Consider the following 20,586-nt stretch of genomic DNA (forward strand, 5'->3'; position numbering starts at 1 on the left):
CATGGAATTCACACAGATCCTCACCATCGCGGGCAAGGAATTCCGCGACCGCATGCGCAACCGCTGGGTGCTGGCCGTGGCGCTGGTGTTCACGGTGTTCTCGCTGGCCATTGCCTACTTTGGCGGCGCGCAGCAGGGCACCGTGGGTTTTCGCTCCATCGAATTCACCATCGCCAGCCTGGTCAGCCTGGTCATTTACCTGATCCCGCTGATCGCGCTGCTGCTGGGCTTTGACGCCATCGTGGGCGAGCGTGAGCGCGGCTCGCTCGACCTGCTGCTGTCCCTGCCCATCACGCGGATTGAGCTGCTGCTGGGCAAGTACCTGGGGCTGGCGGCGGCACTCACGCTGTCCACCCTGGCGGGCTTTGGTCTGGTGGCTGTGCTGCTGTACCGGCAGTTCAACTGGGCAGGCCTGTTCCACTACGGCGGCTTCATGGTCAGTTCGGTGCTGCTGGGTCTGGCCTTCTTGAGCCTGGCCGTGCTGCTGTCCGTCCTGACCCATGAGCGCACGCGCGCCTCGGGGCTGGCCATTGCCACCTGGTTCTTCTTTGTGCTGGTGTTTGATTTGCTGCTGCTCGGTGCCCTGGTGGCCACGGGCGGCAGCCACGGCGGTGCGGCCATGGCCTACCTGCTGCTGCTCAACCCCGCAGACGTTTTCCGCATCCTCAACGTGTTCTCGCTGGAAGACGTGCGCACTCTGTACGGGCTCACCAGCATCGTGCCCCCTGCCCTGGCCAAGCCATGGTTGATGGGCTCGGTGATGGCGGCCTGGATTGTTGTGCCACTCGGCCTGGCGAGCTGGAGATTCAAACCATGACAAACCCATCCGATCACCACTACCAATGCGCCTGTGCCATCCGGCGCCAACTGCTGGGCTGGGCGGCCCTCACATCGCTGGGCACGCTCACCGGCCTCACGGGCCTGACCGGCTGCAGCCAGGCGGACAACAGCGCGCAGTCCCTGAAACCCGTGGAGATCGACCGCACCACCAGTTGCGAACTCGACGGCATGCTGCTGGCCGACTACCCCGGCCCCAAGGCGCAGGTGCGCTTTGCGGGGCAGGACAAGCCCTCGTTCTTCTGCGACACCGTAGAGCTGTTCAGCACCCTGCTGGCCGGCGAACAAGTGCGCGCCGTGCAGGCCGTGTACGTGCAGGACATGGGCAAAGCCGACTGGAATGCCCCGCAAGGCCACTGGATCGATGGCAAGACCGCCATCTACGTGGTGGGCGGCAAGCGCCACGGCTCCATGGGCCCCACCATCGGCAGCTTTGCGCAAGAGGCCGACGCGCAGAAATTCGCCGCCGAATACGGAGGCAAGGTGCTGCGTTTTGCCGAGATCAAGCCCGCCATGGTGGACCTGAGCGGCGGGGCCCAGCAAGACACACGCATGTGAGCCACCCGTGTCGGCATTGATACCGCCCCCACCCCGCCCCGCCGCTCGGCGCGCCGTGCTCGCAGCCCTGCTGCTGGGCTCGACAGGCCTTGTGGCGTGGCAATGGCCCCAGCGCACCCCGCCCCCGCCATCCGGCAACGCCGCCCTGGAGGGAGTTGGCGACGATGTGTGCGTGGTGGCGCCTCCCACGCCCTACGACCCTGCGCTGGGCCAGCCCCTGGCCGCTGCGCGCGAGGTGCCCGCCGAAGCGCGCTGCCCGGTGTGTGGCATGTACCCGGCACGCGCACGGGCGTGGGCGGCGCAGGTCATTTTTGCGGACGGGGACGCCTACTTTTTCGACTCGCCGCTCAGTCTCATGCTGTACCTGGGCAACGTGGACCACTACACGCGGGGCCGCACGCACGACGCCATCGTGGCCCGCTACGTGACCGATACCGACACGGGGCTGTGGCTGAACGCGCAGGAAGCGGTGTACGTGACAGGTTCGTCGGCCCTGGGGCCCGTGCTGGCCGGCAACCTGCCCGCCTTTGGCAGCGCGGGGGCGGCACAGCAGTTTGTGCAGCAGCGTGGTGGGCAGGCCGTTCTGTTCGGCGGCATCGACACGCGCTTGCTGCGCGGCCTGGCCCCCAACCTCAGGGCCGACCACCGCCTTCACGCAAGTTGAAGGGAGCTTGACCGCTATTGAAAATATAGCTGCCAGCGCTTATTCTTCTGGTGCCACAGGCCCAAAAGGCCTGTTTTTTATCACTGCACCGAAGTTTCTGGCTGAGTGGCCTTGAAGAGGGCTGCCACCTTGCGCTTGGGCTTGATGTTGGCCGAAATGCTGCTGCGCGCAGGCGATTTGGCGGCGGCCTCCCAGGCGGGGGCGGTATCCGCACTGCTGGGTTCGTAAGGCTTTTCGAAGAAGGGATCGCGCGAGGCCACGGCAGGGCGGAAACCCCGGTGGTGTTCACGCGACTCGCGGGGTTCGCGGCGCTCGCTGCGTTCACGCACTGCCCCTGGAATCGCATCGCGCGGATCACCGGTCTCGCCTGCTTCACGCCATGCGCGGCGGCCGTCGTTGATGCGGCCGCGGGGGCGGTCTTCTTCGTATTCGATGGCTTCGAGATCGATCTTCTTCTTGATCAGCTTCTCAATGTCGGCCACCAGGCGGGCATCGCTGCCCGACACCAGCGTGACGGCCAGGCCGGACGCGCCCGCACGGCCCGTGCGGCCAATGCGGTGCACATAGTCTTCCGCATTGAAAGGCACGTCGAAGTTGAACACCGCAGGCACGTCCTTGATGTCCAGGCCGCGCGCAGCCACATCGGTACACACCAGCAGATCAACCTCGCCGCTCTTGAAGGCTTCCAGCGCCTTCAGTCGCTCGTCCTGGCTCTTGTCGCCGTGCAAGGCTGCGGTCTTGAGGCCCTCACGCTCCAGGCTGCGCGCCAAACGGGCGCATCCGAGCTTGCTGTTCACGAAGATGAAAGCCTGCTTGATGCCGCGCGTCTTGAGCACCTGGTGGATGGCTCGGCGCTTGTCGTCATCATTGGCGCTGTAAAAGCGCTGCTCCACCGTGGAGGCCGTTTCGTTCGGGCGGGCCACCTCAATGGTGACGGGGTTTTGCAGGTAGCTGCTGGCCAGGCGCTTGATCTCGGGCGAGAAGGTGGCGCTGAACAGAAGCGTGGTGCGCTGCTTGGGCAGGTAGCTCAGGATGCGCTGCAGGTCGGGCAGAAAACCGATGTCCAGCATGCGGTCGGCCTCGTCGAGCACCACGTACTCCACCTGGTTGAGCACCGCATTCTTGGCCTCGATATGGTCGAGCAGGCGGCCCGGCGTAGCCACCAGCACTTCGACGCCTTTTTTCAGCTCGATGGTCTGGGGCTTCATGTCCATGCCGCCAAACACCACGGTGCTGCGCAGTTTGGTGTACTTGGCGTACAGCGCAATCTGCTGGGCCACCTGGTCGGCCAGCTCACGGGTGGGCAACAGCACCAGAGCGCGCACAGGGTGGCGAGCGGGGGATGTGGAACTGCTCTCGTGCTTGAGCAGGCGCTGCAGCAAAGGCAGCGAGAACGCGGCGGTTTTGCCGGTGCCGGTCTGGGCTGCGCCCATCACGTCCTGGCCGGTGAGCACCACCGGGATGGCCTGCGCCTGGATGGGCGTCATGGACTCGTAGCCCATTTCGGCTACGGCGCGCGCCAGCGGCTCAGCCAGCGATAGATTGGAAAAGGAACTTGTCATTTAGCCCTCTATTGTCGCACCGGTGGCCCAAAAAGCGATTTTTCGGGCCCGGAGCAGCAAAAATGCAGTAGGCGCAGCCAGCGCATTGGCGAGTATTCGCTATCTATTTGATAGCTATCAGCGCATATGAATTCGGCGCTATCGTCTGTTTTTATTCAAACTCTGGGCCGGCGAGGCCAATGGCCGCAACACCTTGCGCCGCGTGCGGTCGTTGCATCGCGGGGCGAGCAATGTCCCGCAGCTGCCACGACAAACACCCTCGGAAAGCGCTTGGCACCGGCCAAAGGCAGAGGGCGCTCGTGCGGACTCTCACCCTTTCCGGACGCAGTGCAGTGCGTCTGCTGCTGTCCAGTTACTCGGCAGACCGCCTGAGCGTGTCCACCACCGGGCGCAGCAGCACCTCGCGCAAACCCCACCAGCCTGCGGCCAGCGCCAGCACCGCGCCCGCGAGCGCACCGGCCAGCGGCACCCAGGGGGCGGCGGTCCAGGTGAAGTCAAACACATAACGCGCCAATGCCCAGCCCACGCCCACCGCCACCGCGCTGGCCAGAAAGCCCGCCAGCAGGCCCACACCCACCAGCTCGGCCCGCTGCACCTGGCGCAGCAGGCTGGCACGGGCCCCCACGGCACGCATGATGGCGTACTCGCGTGCGCGCTCTTCGCGGGTGGCCGTGACGGCGGCAAACAGCACCACCAGCCCAGCTGCGAGCGTGAAGGCAAACAAGAACTCCACCGCCCGGATCACCTGCTCCAGCACCCGCTGCACCTGGGCAATGGTGGCGCCCATGTCCACGTTGGTGATGTTGGGAAACTGGCGCACCAGCGCGTTGTCGAAACCGTGGGTTTCTGGAGCGCGGTAGGCGGCCAGGTAGGTGACCGGGACATCCTTGACCTCGGCCACCGGGTACATCACAAAGAAGTTGGCGCGCATGGAGCCCCAGTCCACCTTGCGCAGGCTGGTGATGCGGGCCTCGTCCTGCACGCCGCCCATATCGAACTGCAAACGGTCACCCAGCTGCAGGCCCAGCGTCTGGGCGATACCTTCTTCCACGCTGATGGCGCCCTCCTCGCCGGGCGTCCAGCGCCCAGCCACCACCTGGTTGTGGGGCGGTGCCTCCACAGCGTTGGACAGGTTGAATTCCCGGTCCACCAGGCGCTTGGCGCGGTCGTCGGTGTAATTGTCGGGGCCCACTGGCTTGCCGTTCACAGCCACCAGCCGGCCGCGGATCATGGGGTACCAGTCGTAGCGACCCACTCCGCTGTCCTTGAGCGTCTGCTGAAAGGCCTCCGACTGGTCAGGCATCACGTTGATGACAAAGCGATTGGGGGCATCTGGCGGGGTCGCCTTGCGCCAGCTGCTGATGAGGTCGGTGCGCAGCAGCACCAGCAGCACCAGGGCCAGCAGACCCACCGCCAGGCTGCTGACCTGCACTACGGCATAGGCCGGGCGCGCAGAAATCTGCCGCGTGGCCAGCACGAGCCAGCGCGGGGCCGTGCTTTCGTTCACGCTCTTGCGCAGAAGCTTGACCGCCACCCATGACAGGCCTGCAAACAGCGCCACGGCGCCGGCAAAACCACCCACGGCAATCAGACCCAGCTTGATGTCGCTGCTGACAGCCAGCAACAGCGCAGCGAAGCCCGCAATGCCGATACCCAGCACTGCCAGCGATGCGGGCTTGAGCCCCCCCACATCACGCCGTATCACCCGCAATGGTGGCACCTGCGCCAGCTGCAGCACCGGCGGCAAGCCAAACGCAAACAGCAGCGTGAGCCCCATGCCCAGGCCAAACACCACCGGCCACAGACTGGGCGAAGGCAAGGCCGATTCCACCAATCCCGCCAGCAGCAGCACAAACGCGTAGTGCACCACATAGCCCAGCGCCACACCCAAGGAGCTGGCAAACAGGCCGATCAGCGCGAACTCAGTGGTATAGGCCCCAGCAATGGTGCGCTGGCTCTGCCCCAGCACACGCAGCATGGCCGAAGCGTCGAGGTGCTCCGCCGCAAACCCGCGCGCGGCCAGCGCCACGGCCACGGCAGACAACAGTGCAGCCAGCAGCGCTACCAGGCTCAGGAATTTCTGCGCGCGATCCAGCGTCTGGCGCATCTCGGGGCGGCCGCTTTCCAGCGACTCCACGCGCACGCCATGCACTTCGGGCTTCTTGGCCTCGACCACCGCCCAATCGTTGAACGCCTTGATGGCCGACGCCGGGCCGACCACGGCAAAGCGGTAGGTCAGGCGGCTGGCAGGCTGCACGAGCCCCGTGGCGGGCAGGTCGCGTTCGTTCACCATCACACGTGGCGCAAAGCTCATGAAGCCCGCCCCCCGGTCAGGCTCGATGACAATGATGCGCGCGATGCGCAGTTGCGCATCGCCCAGCAACAGCTTGTCGCCCATGGCGAGGTTGAGCGATTCGAGCAGTGGCGCGTCCACCCACACCTCGCCGGGCGCCGGGATGTCACGCGTCGGCTGCTCCAGCGCGCCGGGGGCATCTGCCACCGTGAGGCTGCCGCGCAGCGGGTAACCCTGCTGCACGCTCTTGAGTGCCACCAGCTTGCTGGCACCGCCCTGCGCATCGCTCGCGCGGCCCATGGTCGGAAAGCCCAGCGTGGTCACCGATTGCAACCCAAGCGCCTTGGCGCGCTCCACGAATGCAGCGGGCGTTGGGTTGTCGCTGGCCACGACTGCATCCCCCCCCAGCAGCTGCAGGGCATCGCGCTGCAGTCCGCCTTGCAGGCGATCGGCAAAAAAACCCACAGATGTGAGCGCGGCCACTGCCAGGGTGACCGCCACAATCAACAGGCGCAACTCGCCCGCGCGCAGGTCCCGGGCCAGGGTGCGCCAGCCAAGGCGCAGGAAAGACAGGTTCATGGACAGACCTTAGCGCAAAGCGAACGGGCTGGCGGGCCGTGGGGTGTTAGAACGCGTTCAACGCATCAGTGCCGCGGGGATGGCGCTGTGGCGGCGTCGATCGCCGCAGCTGTCGCTGGCACCGGGCCCGGCGCTTCGGCCGCCGGCGCAGGGGCTGCGCTGGAGGCATTTGGTGCCTCCGTCTGCAGCCGCTGCTCCAGCGCCTGCAACACCGGGGCGATCTGTTGGCCCACGCGGATCTGCGGGTTCCAAAATCCGTCGGCCTTGCCGGCCTCGACCTCACGCTGCTGAATCAGCGGCACAGCCTTGGCAAAGGCCTCGGTGAAGGAATGGGTCTGGCGCAGTTGTTCATGAAACACCGCGCGGCCAAAGAAGGTCAGCTCAGACAGCCTGCCGCAGCCATACGAGGTGTGGGTGGCGTCGGCCGCCGTCATGATCAGGGTGCTGTCGGTGGCCAGCGGTTCGATCCAGCCTCCCGAAAAGCAGGCAGACACTGCGATCACGCGGTTGCGGATGCCCGATTCGTCCAGCGCTGCGCGCAGCATCTCGGGCGTCACCGGGGGCACCTGCAGCGGCCAGTGTGCGGCGGCCAGTTCATGGTTGCGTGCGCCATGCGAGGTCATGTAAATCACCAGCACATCATGCTCGCGATCCATGCGCGCGGCCAGCGCGGCAATGGCGCGTTGCAGATTCTCGGGCGTCGCCCAGGGGTGGGTCTCGGCAGTTTCAGCATGGTTGAGCAGGTGCAGAACCCGGCCCTGGGCGTCAAACCGATCCTGCAGCAGCGTGTTGACCATCGTGCTTTCGCGGCGGAACACGTTTTCATCCGCATAGGGCGCGAACACCAACCCATAGACATCCACAACGCCGGGACGCTGAGGCAACAAAGCATCCACCTGCTGTTGCCACAGCAGCTGCTGGTTCTCAAAAAGGCCTTGCGATAGCGCCAGTTGCGCAGGCTCTGGAGGCTGTGCTCCGTCGGCCGACGCATCGGCCACCGCCAGGGCGTCTTCCTCCCAGGGCTGGTCCTGAAACTGCCACATGCCCACCCCGACCACCACAGCCATCGCCACGCCAAAGACCGCAGTGCGCACCCGCGATCGGATGAAGCGGGCACTCACCACCACCAACGTGGCCAGCACCCATACCGTGAGCACGCCGTAGGCCACCCAGAAAAGAATGCTTGCCACCGTCCCATTCCACAGTGCAGGCTGGTGAACCGCCAATCCCATCAGGACATAGAGCACCAGCAAGGGGGCCAAGGGCGCCCACGCCGACAGCACATACCACGCGGCCAGCCCGCCCGAAGGGCCGGGCACACCCAGCTCGGGCGCAGGGGTAGGAGCACGCTGTGCTGGCGCCATGGCCCACCAAGCCAGCCACAGCAGCACCAGGCTGCTCCACATGGGGGTGAGCCAGCCACGCATGCTGAACTGGGCCGGGCCCACGACCTGTAACCGTGCAGCGCCCAACAGCAACGCGCCGCTGATCAACGACAACACCAGCAACTGCCAGGGCGTGGGTGCCGCAGCCCCTGTACGCGGTGCCAGAAACAGTGCAGCGCGCAGTCCTTCGCGCATCCAGCCCCACAGGGAAAGGCGCTCCGTGGCGGAAACCGCCCTGATGGCAGACGATGTGGGCAGGTCTTGTGGCGACCGGCTCAAAGGAACTTCAATTTCCGTGTGGGCCAGTTCTGGTCCCCACTGGCTGGGCAACGTGTCGGCCCAGGTGCTACTGCTGGCGTTCAGGTCTTTCATGCGCGCATCATGCCATCGCGGGGTGACGCCTTCTGTGGCCGTGGAATCCGTCGAAGGCAGGACGCAAGAGGCTGCGGGAACGGGCCAAAAGACGATGGAGAGCGATGGACGAGCTCGCTATTGCGCCAGCGCCCCCCCGGCCTTCGTAGGAGCAATCGAAGGACTGGCACCGTCTTTTAAAACAGAAAATAATATTAAATAAAAATTAAATAACTAATCGCATATACTCTGCTTTGTCGTGGTCACGGCTTTTGACGCCAGCAGTCACCGCAACGCCTGCCTCCCAGCGGTCTACCGCGCCACGGCAGGCTGCCTTTTGCGACCTTGTCGCCCAGTGGGTCTGAAGAGCTGCAGCCCACCGAGTCCCTCGATGCTCACGCAGGTCGATGCTGGCCTGCGCTCCCGAATGCACCAGATTTCAAATAACGCCATTTCCATGGGCCAATACGTCGTTTCGCCCGCGACACACCCGACCGACTGCGGCCGCTTCCGCGCCTCCTTCTCGGTCCATCGTTCAAGTGGCAACGGCAGCTACTGCCGAGTGTTCCGTTTTGACAAAGCCTTTGCCTCGCGCGAAGCAGCCAGGCTCTTTGCCGTCACCCAGGGCTGGCTGCAAGCGTGCATGTCCCATCCCCCTGTGTGCTGAAGTTCTGCTGACCGCAGGCTCCATTTCCTCATCCCAGTTGCCGTGGGCTTCCGCTCACAGTGCTGTACCCCAACGGTGCGCCCTTCGTTGCGTGCCATCCTTCAGAAAGGCTCTTCCATGAGCACCAAGATCTACGTGGGCAACCTGCCCTATTCCGTGACCGATTCCAGCCTGCAAAGCAACTTTGCCGAGTTCGGCAGTGTGTCCTCCGCCAAGGTCATGATGGACCGCGAAACCGGTCGCTCCAAGGGCTTCGGCTTTGTGGAAATGGCGTCGGCCGAAGTGGCCCAAGCCGCCATCAGCGCGCTGCACGGCATGTCCGTCGATGGGCGCTCGATTGTGGTGAATCTGGCCCGCCCCCGTGAAGAAGGTGGCGGAGCAGGAGGCTACAGCGCCAATGGCTACAGTGCGAGCAAACGCTCGGACGTTGGCTATGGCACGGGCGGCTACGGCGGCGGCCGCTATTGAGCCCTGTGGCTCATGAAAAAAGCCGGCTCCCTGTAGCCGGCTTTTTTTCGTCTCGCCCCATGCCTTTGCATGGGCCGCAGGCCAAAGGCGGGCCGAAGGTGCTCGACGCCGCTGCGGTGGCCGACTCAAAGACTATTGAGCGGCAACGGCCCCAGCACCACCCCGTCTGCGCGGGCGCTAACCATTGAGCGCTGCCGCCTCACACTTCACCAGCAGCCCGGGCGGGGGGCACCACCGGTGCCTGGGCCAGTTCTGGCTGCAGTACCAGGCGGTGCGTAGCGCTGTAGCACACAAACCGGCGGTTGGTGGCGCGCCCGATGGCGCACAGGCCCAGCTGCTGGGCCACGGCATGGCCCATTTGGGTCATGCCGCTGCGAGACACCACAATGGGCACCCCCATCTGCGCGGACTTGATGACCATCTCGCTGGTGAGGCGGCCGGTGGTGTAGAACACTTTGTCTGCCCCCGACATGGGAGAGGTTGCGGGGTCTCCTGCACAGTCGCTGGATGAGCACGTCTCAGGATTCATCCACATCCAGCCGGCGATGGTGTCGATCGCATTGTGGCGGCCGACGTCTTCCACAAAAATCAGCAAGTCCTCCCCCTTGAACAGGGCACAGCCGTGCACCGAACCGGACGACTTGTAGGTGGTCTCCTTGAGGCGAATCGCGTTGACAATGCCGTACAGCTGGCCCTGGGTCAGGCGGGCGTCGGGCAACTGGATGCGGTCCACCTCGTCCATGAGCCCGCCAAACACGCTGCCCTGTCCGCAGCCCGTGGTGACAACCTTGCTGGCCGTGCGCTCTTCGATCCGTGCAATGCCATGGCGCGTGCGCACAGCGGCGGCGTGGACCTCCCAATCGACCGTGATCGATTCGATGTCGAGCACCGATTCGACCAGCCGCTGGTTGCGCAGATAACCCAGCACCAGCAGCTCTGGTTGCGCGCCCAGTGTCATCAGCGTCACGAGCTCGCGCTTGTCCACGTAGATCGTGAGCGGACGCTCGGCGGGGATCTGTACCTGTTCCCGTGCGCCCAGTTCGTTGACGACCTCCACTGCATGGGTCAGCGGGGCGTGGGCCTGCGTCAGGCGCGGCAGAGAGGGCGAAGACAAAACTGAAGGAGTGGACAAAGAACTGGAACTCATGGGGCAAATATACGCAGTGTGGTGCTACCGCGGTTAGCGCACGGGAATGAACCGCTGCGTGGCCCGGTCCACTGCACCAAGGGGGCGGGCTGGTGCCGTATCGCTCTGCGATTGCTGGCTCGGCGGTGCACCTGGCACATCGCGCCCAGAAAAAAAGCCGCGCCCCACCAGGGAACGCGGCTTCGAGCCCAGCGCGGCAGGGCGCGTGTCAGGACTTGGAGGCCGGTGCAGCTGCAGCGGCAGGTACCTGCGTGCTGGGAGGGCTGCTGGCGGTGCCAGGTGGCGAGTGTGCACCAGCAGCCTCTGCAGGCTTGGCCGCTGGCGGTGTGTAGGCGAAGGGACCAGGGTCCGTGCAAGCAGCACCAGTAGCAGCCGCGGGCTTGGCCGAAGGCGTGGTCTTGCGGTAGTGCGCGGCCACCTTGTCTTGCGACAGGCACAACTTGTAGTTGTCCACCTTGCCAGCCCATGCAGCCTTGGCTGCCGCTTCGGCGGCCTTGGCGGCCGCCTCGGGGGACGGGGCCGGCAGCTTGGCGGATGCCACAGTGCATACGGCTGCCGCGCACAGCGCCAGCAAAGAGGTGCGGATGCTTGATCTCGTCATGGAGTGGATCCTCATACCTGGGCGGGCTGCTGGCCCGCAGATGCTGTTACGTCGGTCGCTGACAGGCTAGCGCTGCGCTGGCGCGGGATCTTGCCGGCCTGCACATCGTCGTACCACAGCTCATGGTGTTCCTTGGCCCAGCCCTCGCTCACATAGCCGGTGCGCATGGCCTTGTAGGCACCCTTCATGCCCACTGTGCCCATGTAGATATGACCACAGATCAGCGCCATCATCCAGATGGCCAGAGTGGCGTGGATCATGTGGGCGATCTGCATGTCGCCACGCACGTCGCCAAAGCCGGGGATGAGTTTGTCGAGCACCAGGCCAGTGGCCACCACAAAGATGCCGGGGATGGTGATGCCCCACCAGAACAAGCCCTTCTCGCCCGCATTGAAGCGGTGTGAGGGCACCTCATGATTACCCTTGCCCAGCATGCCGCCGCCCTTGGCCAACCAGACAAAGTCAGCGCGGTTGGCGATGTTGTCCTTGATGAACGTAAGAATGATCACCAGCAGCGACACGGCAAACAACGGACCCACAAAGTTGTGAACGTTCTTGAGCGCATAGGTCAACCAGCCAAAAAGCGTGGTCCCCAGGATGGGCAACAGGAAGAACTTGCCAAACGCCATCACGATGCCTGAGATGGCCAGCGCGACGAATGCAAACGCATTGGCCCAGTGGGCCGCACGCTCGAACGGGGTGAAACGCTCGATGCGGCGGGGGCCGGTGCCGTCGGGATGCTCATGCCCCAGCGGGCCTTTCACAAAGTAGAAGATGCCCAAAGCCAGCAACACGATGGCAAACAGCGCCGCACCGTAGGGGATGATCCAGTGGTTGCGCACTTGCCGCCACGCCTCGCCCGCATTGGTGTAGCGCGAGCCGGGGTACTGCACAAAGCGCTGGATCAGGTTGCCCGCCTCGGGCGCCTGGGTCACAGGCAAGCTGCTGTAGCCTGTCACGCCCTGCCCCACCTGGCGCCACATGGGCGCGTTGTTGCCGGGCTGCACCTTCATGCGCTCGCCATTGGTCTGTTCCGCGTATTTGGGATCAGCGCTGGCGTCGGGTTTGACCTGAAAGATATTCTGGCTTTGTACACCCCCCACCGCAGCCGGTGCAGCCGTGGCTGCAGGAGCTGCCGCAGATGCGTCGGGCGCAGCAGGCGGCGTCTGGGCGCCAGCCAGCCCACAGGCCAGGCTGGCCGCCAAGGCCATGGACCACACGATGTATTTCATGGTGGACCTCACTTCGCCTGGGTGCGGGTGTATTCGTTCTGGCCGTACTGCTGGCGCGCTTTCAACTGCGCTTCCCAGCTGGTTTTGTCGCCGGCTTTCCAGCCAGGCTGCGTGAAGTTGCTGCCGGTGCCGGCGTAAGACGGAGCATCGCTGCGAATGCCCGCGCCGGTCTGCGGTTTCTCGCCGCAGCCCGTCAATGCCAGGGCGGCCACCGCAGCGGCCAAGGTCATGTGTATGGTGCGCTGCATCATGACTTGCCTCCTGCAGGCTGACCTGCCTGTTGTGAGCCGTAGGCCGTGCCCCAGCCCCACACTTCGGAGCCCTTGCCACGCTGCACCACGCGGTTGCGGAAGATATCCGCCACCACATCGCCGTCACCGGCCAGCAGGGCTTTGGTAGAACACATTTCTGCGCAGGCGGGCAGCTTGCCTTCGGCCAGGCGATTGCGGCCGTATTTTTCAAACTCGGCCTGGCTGCCATGGGTTTCAGGACCACCGGCGCAGAAGGTGCACTTGTCCATCTTGCCGCGCACACCAAAGGTGCCGGACGATGGGAACTGCGGCGCGCCAAACGGGCAGGCATAACTGCAGTAGCCGCAGCCAATGCACACGTCCTTGTCGTGCAACACCACACCCTCTTCGGTGCGGTAGAAGCAGTTGACGGGGCAGACCGCCATGCAAGGTGCGTCGCTGCAGTGCATGCAGGCCACCGAGATGGACTTTTCACCCGGCACACCGTCGTTCAGGGTGACCACGCGGCGGCGGTTCACGCCCCACGGTACTTCGTGTTCGTTCTTGCAGGCGGTCACGCAGCCGTTGCATTCGATGCAGCGCTCTGCGTCACAGATGAATTTCATTCGTGCCATGTGTGTCTCCTTGCGTGGCGCGATCAGGCGCGTTCCACGTTGCAGATCGTGGTCTTGGTTTCTTGCATCATGGTCACGCTGTCGTAGCCATAGGTGGTGGCCGTGTTGACGGCTTCACCGCGCACCACAGGTGCCGCACCCTTGGGGTAGTACGCCAGCATGTCCGCCCCTTGCCAGCGGCCCGAGAAGTGGAACGGCATCCACACGGTATCGGGTGCCACGCGCTCGGTGACGAGTGCTTGCACGTTGATGCGGGCACCGGTGGGAGAACTGAGCCATACGCGCTCGCCGTTGCGGATGCCCCGGTCGGCGGCCGTCTTGGGGTTGATCTCGACGAACGACTCCTGCTGCAGCTCCGCCAGCCAGGGGTTGGAGCGGGTTTCCTCGCCGCCGCCTTCGTACTCCACGAGACGACCCGAGCTCATGATGAGCGGGAATTTCTCGTGCACCTTGTCGGCCACGTTTTTCTCCTGCACGCTCTTGTACAGGGTAGGCAGGCGCCAGAAGGCCTTCTTGTCGTCGTGGGTCGGATACTTGGCCATGAGGTCAGGACGCGTGCCATACAGAGGCTCACGGTGCTGCGGAATGGCGTCCGGGAAGTTCCACACCACAGCGCGCGCCTTGGCATTGCCGAATGGATGGCAACCGTGCTTGAGGGCCACCCGAATGATCGCGCCCGTGGGGTCGGTCTTCCAGTTCTTACCCTCGGCCTTGGCCTTTTCGGCATCGCTCAGATCGTCCCACCAGCCCAGCTTCTTGAGCAGCACGTGGTCGAACTCGGGGTAGCCCGTGGTGATCTCGCTGCCCACCGAATGGGAGCCGTCCTCTGCGAGCAGGTTGACGCCGTCCTTTTCCACGCCGAAGTTGGCGCGGAAGTTGCCGCCGCCTTCCATCACATGCTTGGAGGTGTCGTACAGATTGGGCGAGCCTGGGTGCTTGAGCTCCGGCGTGCCATAGCAGGGCCATGGCAGGCCAAAATAGTCACCGCCAAAGTCGTAACCAGTCTCCTTGTCCTTGCCGCCCTTGGCCTTCAGGGTCTTCACATCGAACAGGTGCATGTTCTTCATGTGGGCCTTCAGGCGCTCAGGGCTCTGGCCGGTGTAGCCAATGGTCCAGACCGACTTGTTGATCTCGCGCAGGATGTCCTCGGGCACGGGCTCGTCCATGCCCTTGACCTTCTGCATCTTGTAGTTCTTGGAGAGCTCGGCGGCAAAGCCCAGCTTTTCGGCGAACTGGTGCATGATCATGTGGTCGGAGCGGCTCTCCCACAGCGGCTCGATCACTTTTTCGCGCCACTGCAGCGACCGGTTGGATGCCGTGCACGAACCACTGGTCTCGAACTGCGTGGCTGCGGGCAGCAGATACACCGCACGGTTCGGGTTCAAATCTTCGGCCTTGCCTGGCATGGCAGCCATCGCGGCGGTGGCCGATGGATAAGGGTCTACCACCACCAGCAGGTCCAGCTTGTCCATGGCGCGCTTCATCTCCAGACCACGGGTCTGCGAGTTGGGCGCATGGCCCCAGAAGAACACGCCGCGCAGATTGGAGTCCTGGTCGATCAGCTCGTTGTTCTCCAGCACACCGTCGATCCAGCGCGACACGGTGATGCCGTTCTTGGTCATCATCGCGGGCGACGCATACTGCTTCTTGATCCACTCGAAGTCCACTCCCCACACAGCGGCGAAGTGCTTCCACGAGCCTTCGGCCAGGCCGTAGTAGCCAGGCAGCGAGTCTGGGTTGGGCCCCACGTCGGTGGCGCCCTGCACGTTGTCGTGGCCGCGGAAGATGTTGGTGCCGCCACCGCTCTTGCCCACGTTGCCCAAAGCCAGCTGCAAGATGCACGATGCACGCACGATGGCATTGCCGATGGTGTGCTGCGTCTGGCCCATGCACCACACGATGGTGCCAGGGTTGTTCTCGTGCAGCATCTTGGCGACCTTGAAAACCTGGTCTTCCTTGACGCCACAAGCCTCTTCCACCTTGTCAGGCGTCCACTTGGCCAGCACTTCGTCGCGCACCTTGTCCATGCCATAGACACGGTCGTTGATGTACTTCTTGTCTTCCCAGCCGTTCTTGAAGATGTGGTACAGCACACCAAACAGGAAGGGAATGTCGGTACCGGAGCGGATGCGCACGTACTCGTCCGCCTTGGCGGCCGTGCGGGTGAAGCGCGGGTCCACCACGATCATCTTGCAGCCGGTTTCCTTGGCGTGCAGCATGTGCAACATGGACACCGGATGCGCTTCGGCCGCGTTGGAACCGATGTACAGAGCGACCTTGCTGTTTTGCATGTCGTTGTACGAATTGGTCATGGCGCCGTAGCCCCATGTATTGGCCACACCCGCCACCGTGGTGGAGTGGCAGATACGCGCCTGGTGGTCGCAGTTGTTGGTACCCCAGAAGCTCACGAACTTGCGCAGCAGATAGGCCTGCTCGTTGTTGTGCTTGGACGAACCCACAAAGTACACGCTGTCAGGACCGCTGGCCTTGCGCAGCTCCTGCATCTTGGCCGTGATTTCGTTCAGGGCCGTGTCCCAGCTGATGCGCTCGTATTTGCCGTTGACCAGCTTCATGGGATAACGCAGGCGGTACTCGCCATGGCCGTGCTCGCGCAGGGCTGCGCCCTTGGCGCAGTGGGCACCCAGGTTGATGGGCGAGTCGAACACCGCCTCCTGTCGCACCCACACGCCGTTCTCGACCACGGCATCGACCGCGCAGCCCACCGAGCAGTGGGTGCACACCGTACGGCGCACTTCGATCTTGCTGTCGCCGATGCCGACCTTGGCACCTTCGGCAGCGTTGGATTTCTTGACCAGCGTGAGCTGCGAGGCCGCGATGCCCACGCCCACTCCCAGGCCAGAGCGGCGCAGGAACGAGCGACGGTCCATGGTGGGCAGGGCCTGCGACAGGCCACGGCGCAGGCTGTGCACAAAAGGCGATGCAGAGCCGTTGCCCTGCACAGAATGGGAAGACTTCTTGGTTAGCAACATGGCGTGCCCCGATGTCAAAGTTGGGTGGTCTTGTAGTACTGCTTCACGCGGGCAGACAGGTGGTAGCCACCGCCCTTTTCGGGTGCGACGCGCGCGGGCTCGGACACCACGGCATCGGACGGCGCGACATGGGGGAGTGCCACCACGGCTGCTGCGGCAGCCCCTACGGTGGCGGCGCCGGAAAAGAAGCTCCGGCGGGAGGAATTTGGCTGGCTGTTCTGCATGCTTGTCTCCAGAAAGGCTGGCAGCTATGAAACGGAATTCATACAGTCTATGTCAGTGTGTAAAAACCCGCCATCGGGCTTTACAACTCCCAGTAACACACTCATCTTTTGTAGCGGCATATCGAGGGTTTACGAGCATCTGGAGGGATCAATCCAACATGTCGAAGCCCTGGGTCTCCACCGACACAAAGGCCCGCGTGAAGTGCGCCACAGCCGCATAAAACCGTGCTTGCGGCTGTGCGGCCAAGGCATCGCAGAGCTGAAGAACCCAGGGCTGCAGATGCGTTGAAAAAAATTCACGCTGCGATGTCAGGTTGCAGACAGCTACATCGTCTCCAGCGATCAGATAGCGCATGACCTCCAGCAGGTAGGCCACATGGTCCTCGGTCTCGGGCATGGTCTCGTCCCGCGCCAGGCCCAGCTGCTGCAAATCGGTACGCAGACGCGCCAGCGGCTTCTCGTTGAGAAACCCGCTGAGGTAGTGCGAGCCATACAAAAACACCTCGGGCTTGCCCACACCACCAAAGAGCCGGTCAAACTCCTGTGCAATGGCAGCATCGCTGAGCGCACGCGACGCCGCCACCAGTTGCTGCCAGGGCTCCTGCAGAAAGCCGCCATCGGCAGGCGCCTCCGTCACTGCCACCCGCAAGGCCGACAGCAGCTCCGGGCCGGGCGCCACGTAATACAGCTGCGACAACAAGCCGTACAGCTCGGCGCGGGCAGTTTCCTCATCGAGCGCAGAGCTGCCGCCCAGGGGAGTCAAGGTGGATGAGGCGCTCACAGGTCGGTCACTTTCGTCTCGTTTTGTGCGGAATACAGGTCAATCACGCGGCAGTCGCTGCACATCTTCAGGCGCTCCAGCGCCTCGCCCTGGAACATGGGGTGGCCCGACAGTTTGCCCAGCATGGCCTCGATGGCCTTCACCGTGCCAAAGGGCTTGCTGCAGCGCACACAGGCCCAGGGCTTGGCTTCGTTAAGCACCCGCAGTTGCGCACGCTCGGGCGTGAGCAGCAGGCGCGGCTGCAGGGTGATGGCGTCTTCGGGGCAGGTAGTGGCGCACAGGCCACACTGCACGCAGTTCTTTTCGATGAAGCGCAGCTGCGGCATCTGCGGGTTGTCCTGCAGCGCACTGGCGGGGCAGGCGCTCACGCAGCTCAGGCACAGGGTGCAGCGGTCTTTGTTGACTTCAATCGTGCCCAGCGGCGACCCCACGGCAGGCAGAGCAATGGCCGCAGGCCGCTCGTCTACGGGCATCGGGGCCTGCTCGATCAGATGGTCGAGTGCCATCTCCAGCGTGCTGCGCTTCTCTTGGGCCACCGCAAAGCGTGCAGCCACGGCCGGGGTCTTCTGGCGCGTCTGGCCCAGAGTCTGCAGTGCAGCATCCAGCGCGGTGGGGTGGTTGGCACGCAGCAACTGCACATGGGTGCCGGTGTAGCCCAGGCCGCGCAGGATGGCCTGCGCCACGTCCATTTGCGCCTGCAGGCCTTCGAGGTACTGCGGCGCTTCTTCATCGGTGCTCAACACCACCACCTGCGACGCACCATAGGCCATGGCGCTGAGCCACAGGTCTACCCCCGTGCTGGCCGTGTGCCACAGCGCCACCGGGATCACATTGGCAGGCACGCCGTGCGCCAACTTCAGCTGAGCAGCACGGCCCAGTTCTTCCACCAGCGCCTGGCCGCGCTCCTGGCTGTGCAGCAGCAATGCCGCATCCTTGCCGCCGGCGGCGGTGTAGGTGGACAGCAGCGTCTTGAGCTTGGTGCCCTGCTCCGTCGCACTGGGGTAGGCATAGGTCAGTGCGCCCGTGGGGCACACGGTGGTGCAAGCGCCACAGCCCACACAAAGGTTGGGGTTCACCTTGATTTGCTGGCGGCCCTTGTCGCTGCTGATGGCCTCGGCCGAGCAGATATCCACGCAGGCATTGCAGCCCACGGTTTCGTTGCGGCTGTGGGCGCAGAGCTTTTGTTTGTAGACAAAAAACTTGGGTTTCTCGAACTCGCCCACCAGCTCGCGCAGCTTGAGCAGCGTGCCCAGGTCCCGCCCGTCCCAGCGCAGGTAGCCCTGCGGCAGCGCGTGCTGCAGGAAGGTGGGCGTGGCAGTGGATGAACGCAGGTCCAGCACCAGGTCAAAACGCTCGGTCTGCGCCGTGGCATCGCGGGTGAAGTCGATGGCGCCCGCCACCTGGCACACCTTCACGCAGGCGCGGTGCGACTGGCAGGCGGCCAGATCGATCTGGTAATCCAGGCCAATCGCGTTTTCAGGACAGGCCGCCACGCAAGCGTTGCAGCGCGTGCACAGGTCCAGGTCGATGGGGTTGTCGGCCGCCCATTGCAGCTCAAACGCACCCAGCCAGCCGGTGAGACCCGTGATGCGGCCACCCAGCACCGGATAGCGCCGCGCCTGCGCGCCACCGGCATTGCCAGGGCCTTGGGTGAACAGCGTCACATCCAGCACATCCGACACCAGGGCAGCCGCCTGCTCGGCCTGGTCGAGCGGTCCGATGATCAGCAAGCGGCCCGTGCTTTTGTAGGTGACCGTGGGTACGGGCGGAGGGTCGGGCAGCCGGGCGGCCGCCAGCAGCGCGGCGATCTTGGGGCTGGCCTTGGCAGCATCGCGGCTCCAGCCCCCGGTTTCGCGGATGTTCACAAACCGGATGGGCGACACCGCACCCTCGGTCTGCTGGCCCAGGTCGCCAAACAGGCGCTGCTCCTGGGTGCAGGCCACCACCACGTCCTGCCCGGACTGGATGGCCTTTTGGAACGCCCCCGCGTCGCGCCGGCACAGGGTAGAGTGAAGGGTCAGGTCTTCATGCAGCGCCTCGCCCAACGCCTTGGCGTTGAGGGGCATCGTCTGGTTGCAGTCGCAGATGAGCGTCGTGGTCATTGTGGGTATGGCTGGCTGGCGTGACCACCGCATCCTGGGCAGAGCGTGGGGCCACCTCAGGCTCGCTAGAGGGAACGCTAGGAACAGCGTTGCATACCTGGGACTGTGCCACGTCTGCGGGGCTTTGCGCCTCCGCATCATCCCGAGGCTGACTGCCCGGCGGGGATATTGCGGCCGCAGGGGCCGCGTCCGGCGCAGCATCACCTGGCAAACCCTGCGCAGGGGTCGCGGCCTTTTTCTCGTGGTCAAAAAAGCCCAGTGCATGCGCACTGGCCATCTTGCGCAGCATGCCTGCAGGCAGCGGGTCGGGCTGGGTGTAGTCGCCGATGTAGATGTCCAGGCCGTCCATCACATTGAAGTGCGGGTCGGCAAACAGCTTTTTCATGGCCAGATTGCGCACCTCAGGCGACACGGCACGGGCCACAAACGGTTTGAAGTCGGACGCGGGCGTGAGCGCCTCAGCATCCGCCAACGTGGGCGGCGGTGGCACCTCCGGGGCAGGGGCAGCAGGGGCTGCAGGTGCGACGGGCGCTGCCACAGCGGCCACCGGCGCGGGGGTTGCCACCTGGGGGGTGGGCGGCGGCGGGTCCTGCACGGGCTTGCCCGCCAGCACATCCTGCTTGCGCCGCGACCAGCGGCCGAGGAATCCGTCAGCCATGGTCGCCACCTCCTCGCGCGCCTCCCGCATGGCCACCGCCACCGCCACCACCGCCGCCACGCGGCTTGTCGGTGGACACGGACGCGGGGTTGCCAAAGCGGTCCTGCAGCGTGCGAAAGCTCTCGGGGCGCTTGCGGCGCTTGGGCTCGGGCTGGTAATGCTCGGCCACAAAGGCGCGCAGTGCCTCCACCACCTCGGCATCGGCGGGCACTTGCTCCACGGTTTCCTGTGCGTCCAGCCAGCGGCCGGCGTCGTGGTAGCTCAGGCTCACCGCCACCGGGCGGGCCATGGGGACCTCGCCCGCGCCGGTGTCTTCATCCTGGCGCCACATCACAAACCAGCAGGGCGCGGGCGAAGTGAGGTTCAGGTGATAACCCTCGGCGTCGTCGCGGAACAGCTCCACGCGAAAGCCCGGGAACAGCCAGCGCTGCTCGCGCTCGTCCTGGATCAGCGGGCGGGGTTCGGTCCCAAAGGCGGGCTCGTGGATCACCACCTCGGCCAGGGACCACCGCCAGGGCTGCCAGCGGTTGTCGATGTGCTCGCGCCGCATGATCACGGCAACGTCGGTGTAGGGGCGCTCTGTCATGGGCTGCGACTGTACCCCGGAGTAACCCCTTGCCCG

The 20,586-nt window shown here is 64.7% G+C and carries 19 protein-coding genes; 5 read left to right on the plus strand and 14 right to left on the minus strand.

The window, feature by feature from the left end; genetic code table 11:
* Position 1: 1 nt before the first annotated feature.
* From C8C95_RS04335 to C8C95_RS04345, 3 genes are read left to right on the plus strand one after another with little or no spacing between them, the layout of a single operon-like run.
* Positions 2-817, plus strand: coding sequence for an ABC transporter permease subunit (locus C8C95_RS04335; protein WP_066698741.1), 816 nt, complete (start codon positions 2-4; stop codon positions 815-817).
* Positions 814-1,395 carry a nitrous oxide reductase accessory protein NosL gene (locus C8C95_RS04340; protein ID WP_116747778.1) on the plus strand — a complete coding sequence of 194 codons (582 nt, stop codon included), beginning with the start codon at positions 814-816 and terminating at the stop codon, positions 1,393-1,395. Before C8C95_RS04335 ends, C8C95_RS04340 begins: the two co-directional genes overlap by 4 nt.
* Before the next feature lie 7 nt (positions 1,396-1,402).
* The gene (locus tag C8C95_RS04345; protein ID WP_116747779.1) at positions 1,403-2,059 is read left to right on the plus strand and encodes a nitrous oxide reductase accessory protein NosL; all 657 of its coding nucleotides are present in this window, start codon (positions 1,403-1,405) and stop codon (positions 2,057-2,059) included.
* Positions 2,060-2,139: 80 nt separating this feature from the next.
* Here C8C95_RS04345 and C8C95_RS04350 read toward each other — a convergent pair whose 3' ends face one another.
* The 3 genes from C8C95_RS04350 to C8C95_RS04360 form a co-directional block, all read right to left on the minus strand.
* Positions 2,140-3,621 (minus strand): DEAD/DEAH box helicase, encoded by a 1,482-nt coding sequence (locus tag C8C95_RS04350; RefSeq protein ID WP_116747780.1) that lies wholly within the window; start codon positions 3,619-3,621, stop codon positions 2,140-2,142.
* Positions 3,622-3,973: 352 nt separating this feature from the next.
* Complete coding sequence (locus C8C95_RS04355; RefSeq protein WP_056058640.1) at positions 3,974-6,493, minus strand: FtsX-like permease family protein; 2,520 nt, start codon at positions 6,491-6,493, stop codon at positions 3,974-3,976.
* Positions 6,494-6,558: 65 nt separating this feature from the next.
* Positions 6,559-8,250 (minus strand): C13 family peptidase, encoded by a 1,692-nt coding sequence (locus C8C95_RS04360; RefSeq protein WP_116747781.1) that lies wholly within the window; start codon positions 8,248-8,250, stop codon positions 6,559-6,561.
* Positions 8,251-8,656: 406 nt separating this feature from the next.
* On the opposite strand from C8C95_RS04360, the gene C8C95_RS04365 reads away from it, so the two are divergent.
* Both C8C95_RS04365 and C8C95_RS04370 read left to right on the plus strand, forming a co-directional pair.
* Positions 8,657-8,896, plus strand: coding sequence for a hypothetical protein (locus C8C95_RS04365; protein WP_192420591.1), 240 nt, complete (start codon positions 8,657-8,659; stop codon positions 8,894-8,896).
* 117 nt (positions 8,897-9,013) lie between these two features.
* Positions 9,014-9,364 (plus strand): RNA-binding protein, encoded by a 351-nt coding sequence (locus tag C8C95_RS04370; protein WP_116747782.1) that lies wholly within the window; start codon positions 9,014-9,016, stop codon positions 9,362-9,364.
* A gap of 199 nt (positions 9,365-9,563) precedes the next feature.
* Here the strand turns inward: C8C95_RS04370 and C8C95_RS04375 are convergent, their stop codons facing one another.
* The 11 genes from C8C95_RS04375 to C8C95_RS04425 form a co-directional block, all read right to left on the minus strand.
* On the minus strand, positions 9,564-10,511 hold the full coding sequence (locus C8C95_RS04375; protein WP_116747783.1) for a formate dehydrogenase accessory sulfurtransferase FdhD: 948 nt from the start codon (positions 10,509-10,511) through the stop codon (positions 9,564-9,566).
* Positions 10,512-10,719: 208 nt separating this feature from the next.
* Complete coding sequence (locus C8C95_RS04380; RefSeq protein ID WP_056058628.1) at positions 10,720-11,112, minus strand: hypothetical protein; 393 nt, start codon at positions 11,110-11,112, stop codon at positions 10,720-10,722.
* Positions 11,113-11,123: 11 nt separating this feature from the next.
* Positions 11,124-12,344 carry a formate dehydrogenase subunit gamma gene (locus tag C8C95_RS04385; RefSeq protein ID WP_116747784.1) on the minus strand — a complete coding sequence of 407 codons (1,221 nt, stop codon included), beginning with the start codon at positions 12,342-12,344 and terminating at the stop codon, positions 11,124-11,126.
* 8 nt (positions 12,345-12,352) lie between these two features.
* Positions 12,353-12,592 (minus strand): hypothetical protein, encoded by a 240-nt coding sequence (locus C8C95_RS04390; RefSeq protein ID WP_225581042.1) that lies wholly within the window; start codon positions 12,590-12,592, stop codon positions 12,353-12,355.
* Positions 12,592-13,209 carry a formate dehydrogenase FDH3 subunit beta gene (gene fdh3B, locus C8C95_RS04395; protein WP_116747785.1) on the minus strand — a complete coding sequence of 206 codons (618 nt, stop codon included), beginning with the start codon at positions 13,207-13,209 and terminating at the stop codon, positions 12,592-12,594. The genes C8C95_RS04390 and fdh3B overlap by 1 nt, the downstream gene beginning before the upstream one ends.
* Before the next feature lie 23 nt (positions 13,210-13,232).
* Complete coding sequence (locus C8C95_RS04400; protein ID WP_056746763.1) at positions 13,233-16,199, minus strand: formate dehydrogenase subunit alpha; 2,967 nt, start codon at positions 16,197-16,199, stop codon at positions 13,233-13,235.
* A 14-nt stretch (positions 16,200-16,213) separates the two neighbouring features.
* Positions 16,214-16,423, minus strand: coding sequence for a hypothetical protein (locus C8C95_RS04405; RefSeq protein WP_056058615.1), 210 nt, complete (start codon positions 16,421-16,423; stop codon positions 16,214-16,216).
* A 148-nt stretch (positions 16,424-16,571) separates the two neighbouring features.
* Positions 16,572-17,204, minus strand: a complete 633-nt coding sequence (locus C8C95_RS04410) for a molecular chaperone TorD family protein (protein WP_116747786.1) — start codon at positions 17,202-17,204, stop codon at positions 16,572-16,574.
* Complete coding sequence (locus C8C95_RS04415; protein ID WP_116747787.1) at positions 17,201-19,270, minus strand: 4Fe-4S binding protein; 2,070 nt, start codon at positions 19,268-19,270, stop codon at positions 17,201-17,203. Before C8C95_RS04415 ends, C8C95_RS04410 begins: the two co-directional genes overlap by 4 nt.
* Positions 19,230-19,964 carry a DUF3306 domain-containing protein gene (locus C8C95_RS04420; protein WP_116750135.1) on the minus strand — a complete coding sequence of 245 codons (735 nt, stop codon included), beginning with the start codon at positions 19,962-19,964 and terminating at the stop codon, positions 19,230-19,232. The genes C8C95_RS04415 and C8C95_RS04420 overlap by 41 nt, the downstream gene beginning before the upstream one ends.
* Positions 19,957-20,550 carry a DUF3305 domain-containing protein gene (locus C8C95_RS04425; RefSeq protein ID WP_116747788.1) on the minus strand — a complete coding sequence of 198 codons (594 nt, stop codon included), beginning with the start codon at positions 20,548-20,550 and terminating at the stop codon, positions 19,957-19,959. The genes C8C95_RS04420 and C8C95_RS04425 overlap by 8 nt, the downstream gene beginning before the upstream one ends.
* Between the last annotated feature and the right edge of the window lie 36 nt (positions 20,551-20,586).

The organism is Acidovorax sp. 99 (genome assembly GCF_003096455.1).
Taxonomy (GTDB): Bacteria; Pseudomonadota; Gammaproteobacteria; order Burkholderiales; family Burkholderiaceae_C; genus Acidovorax; species Acidovorax delafieldii.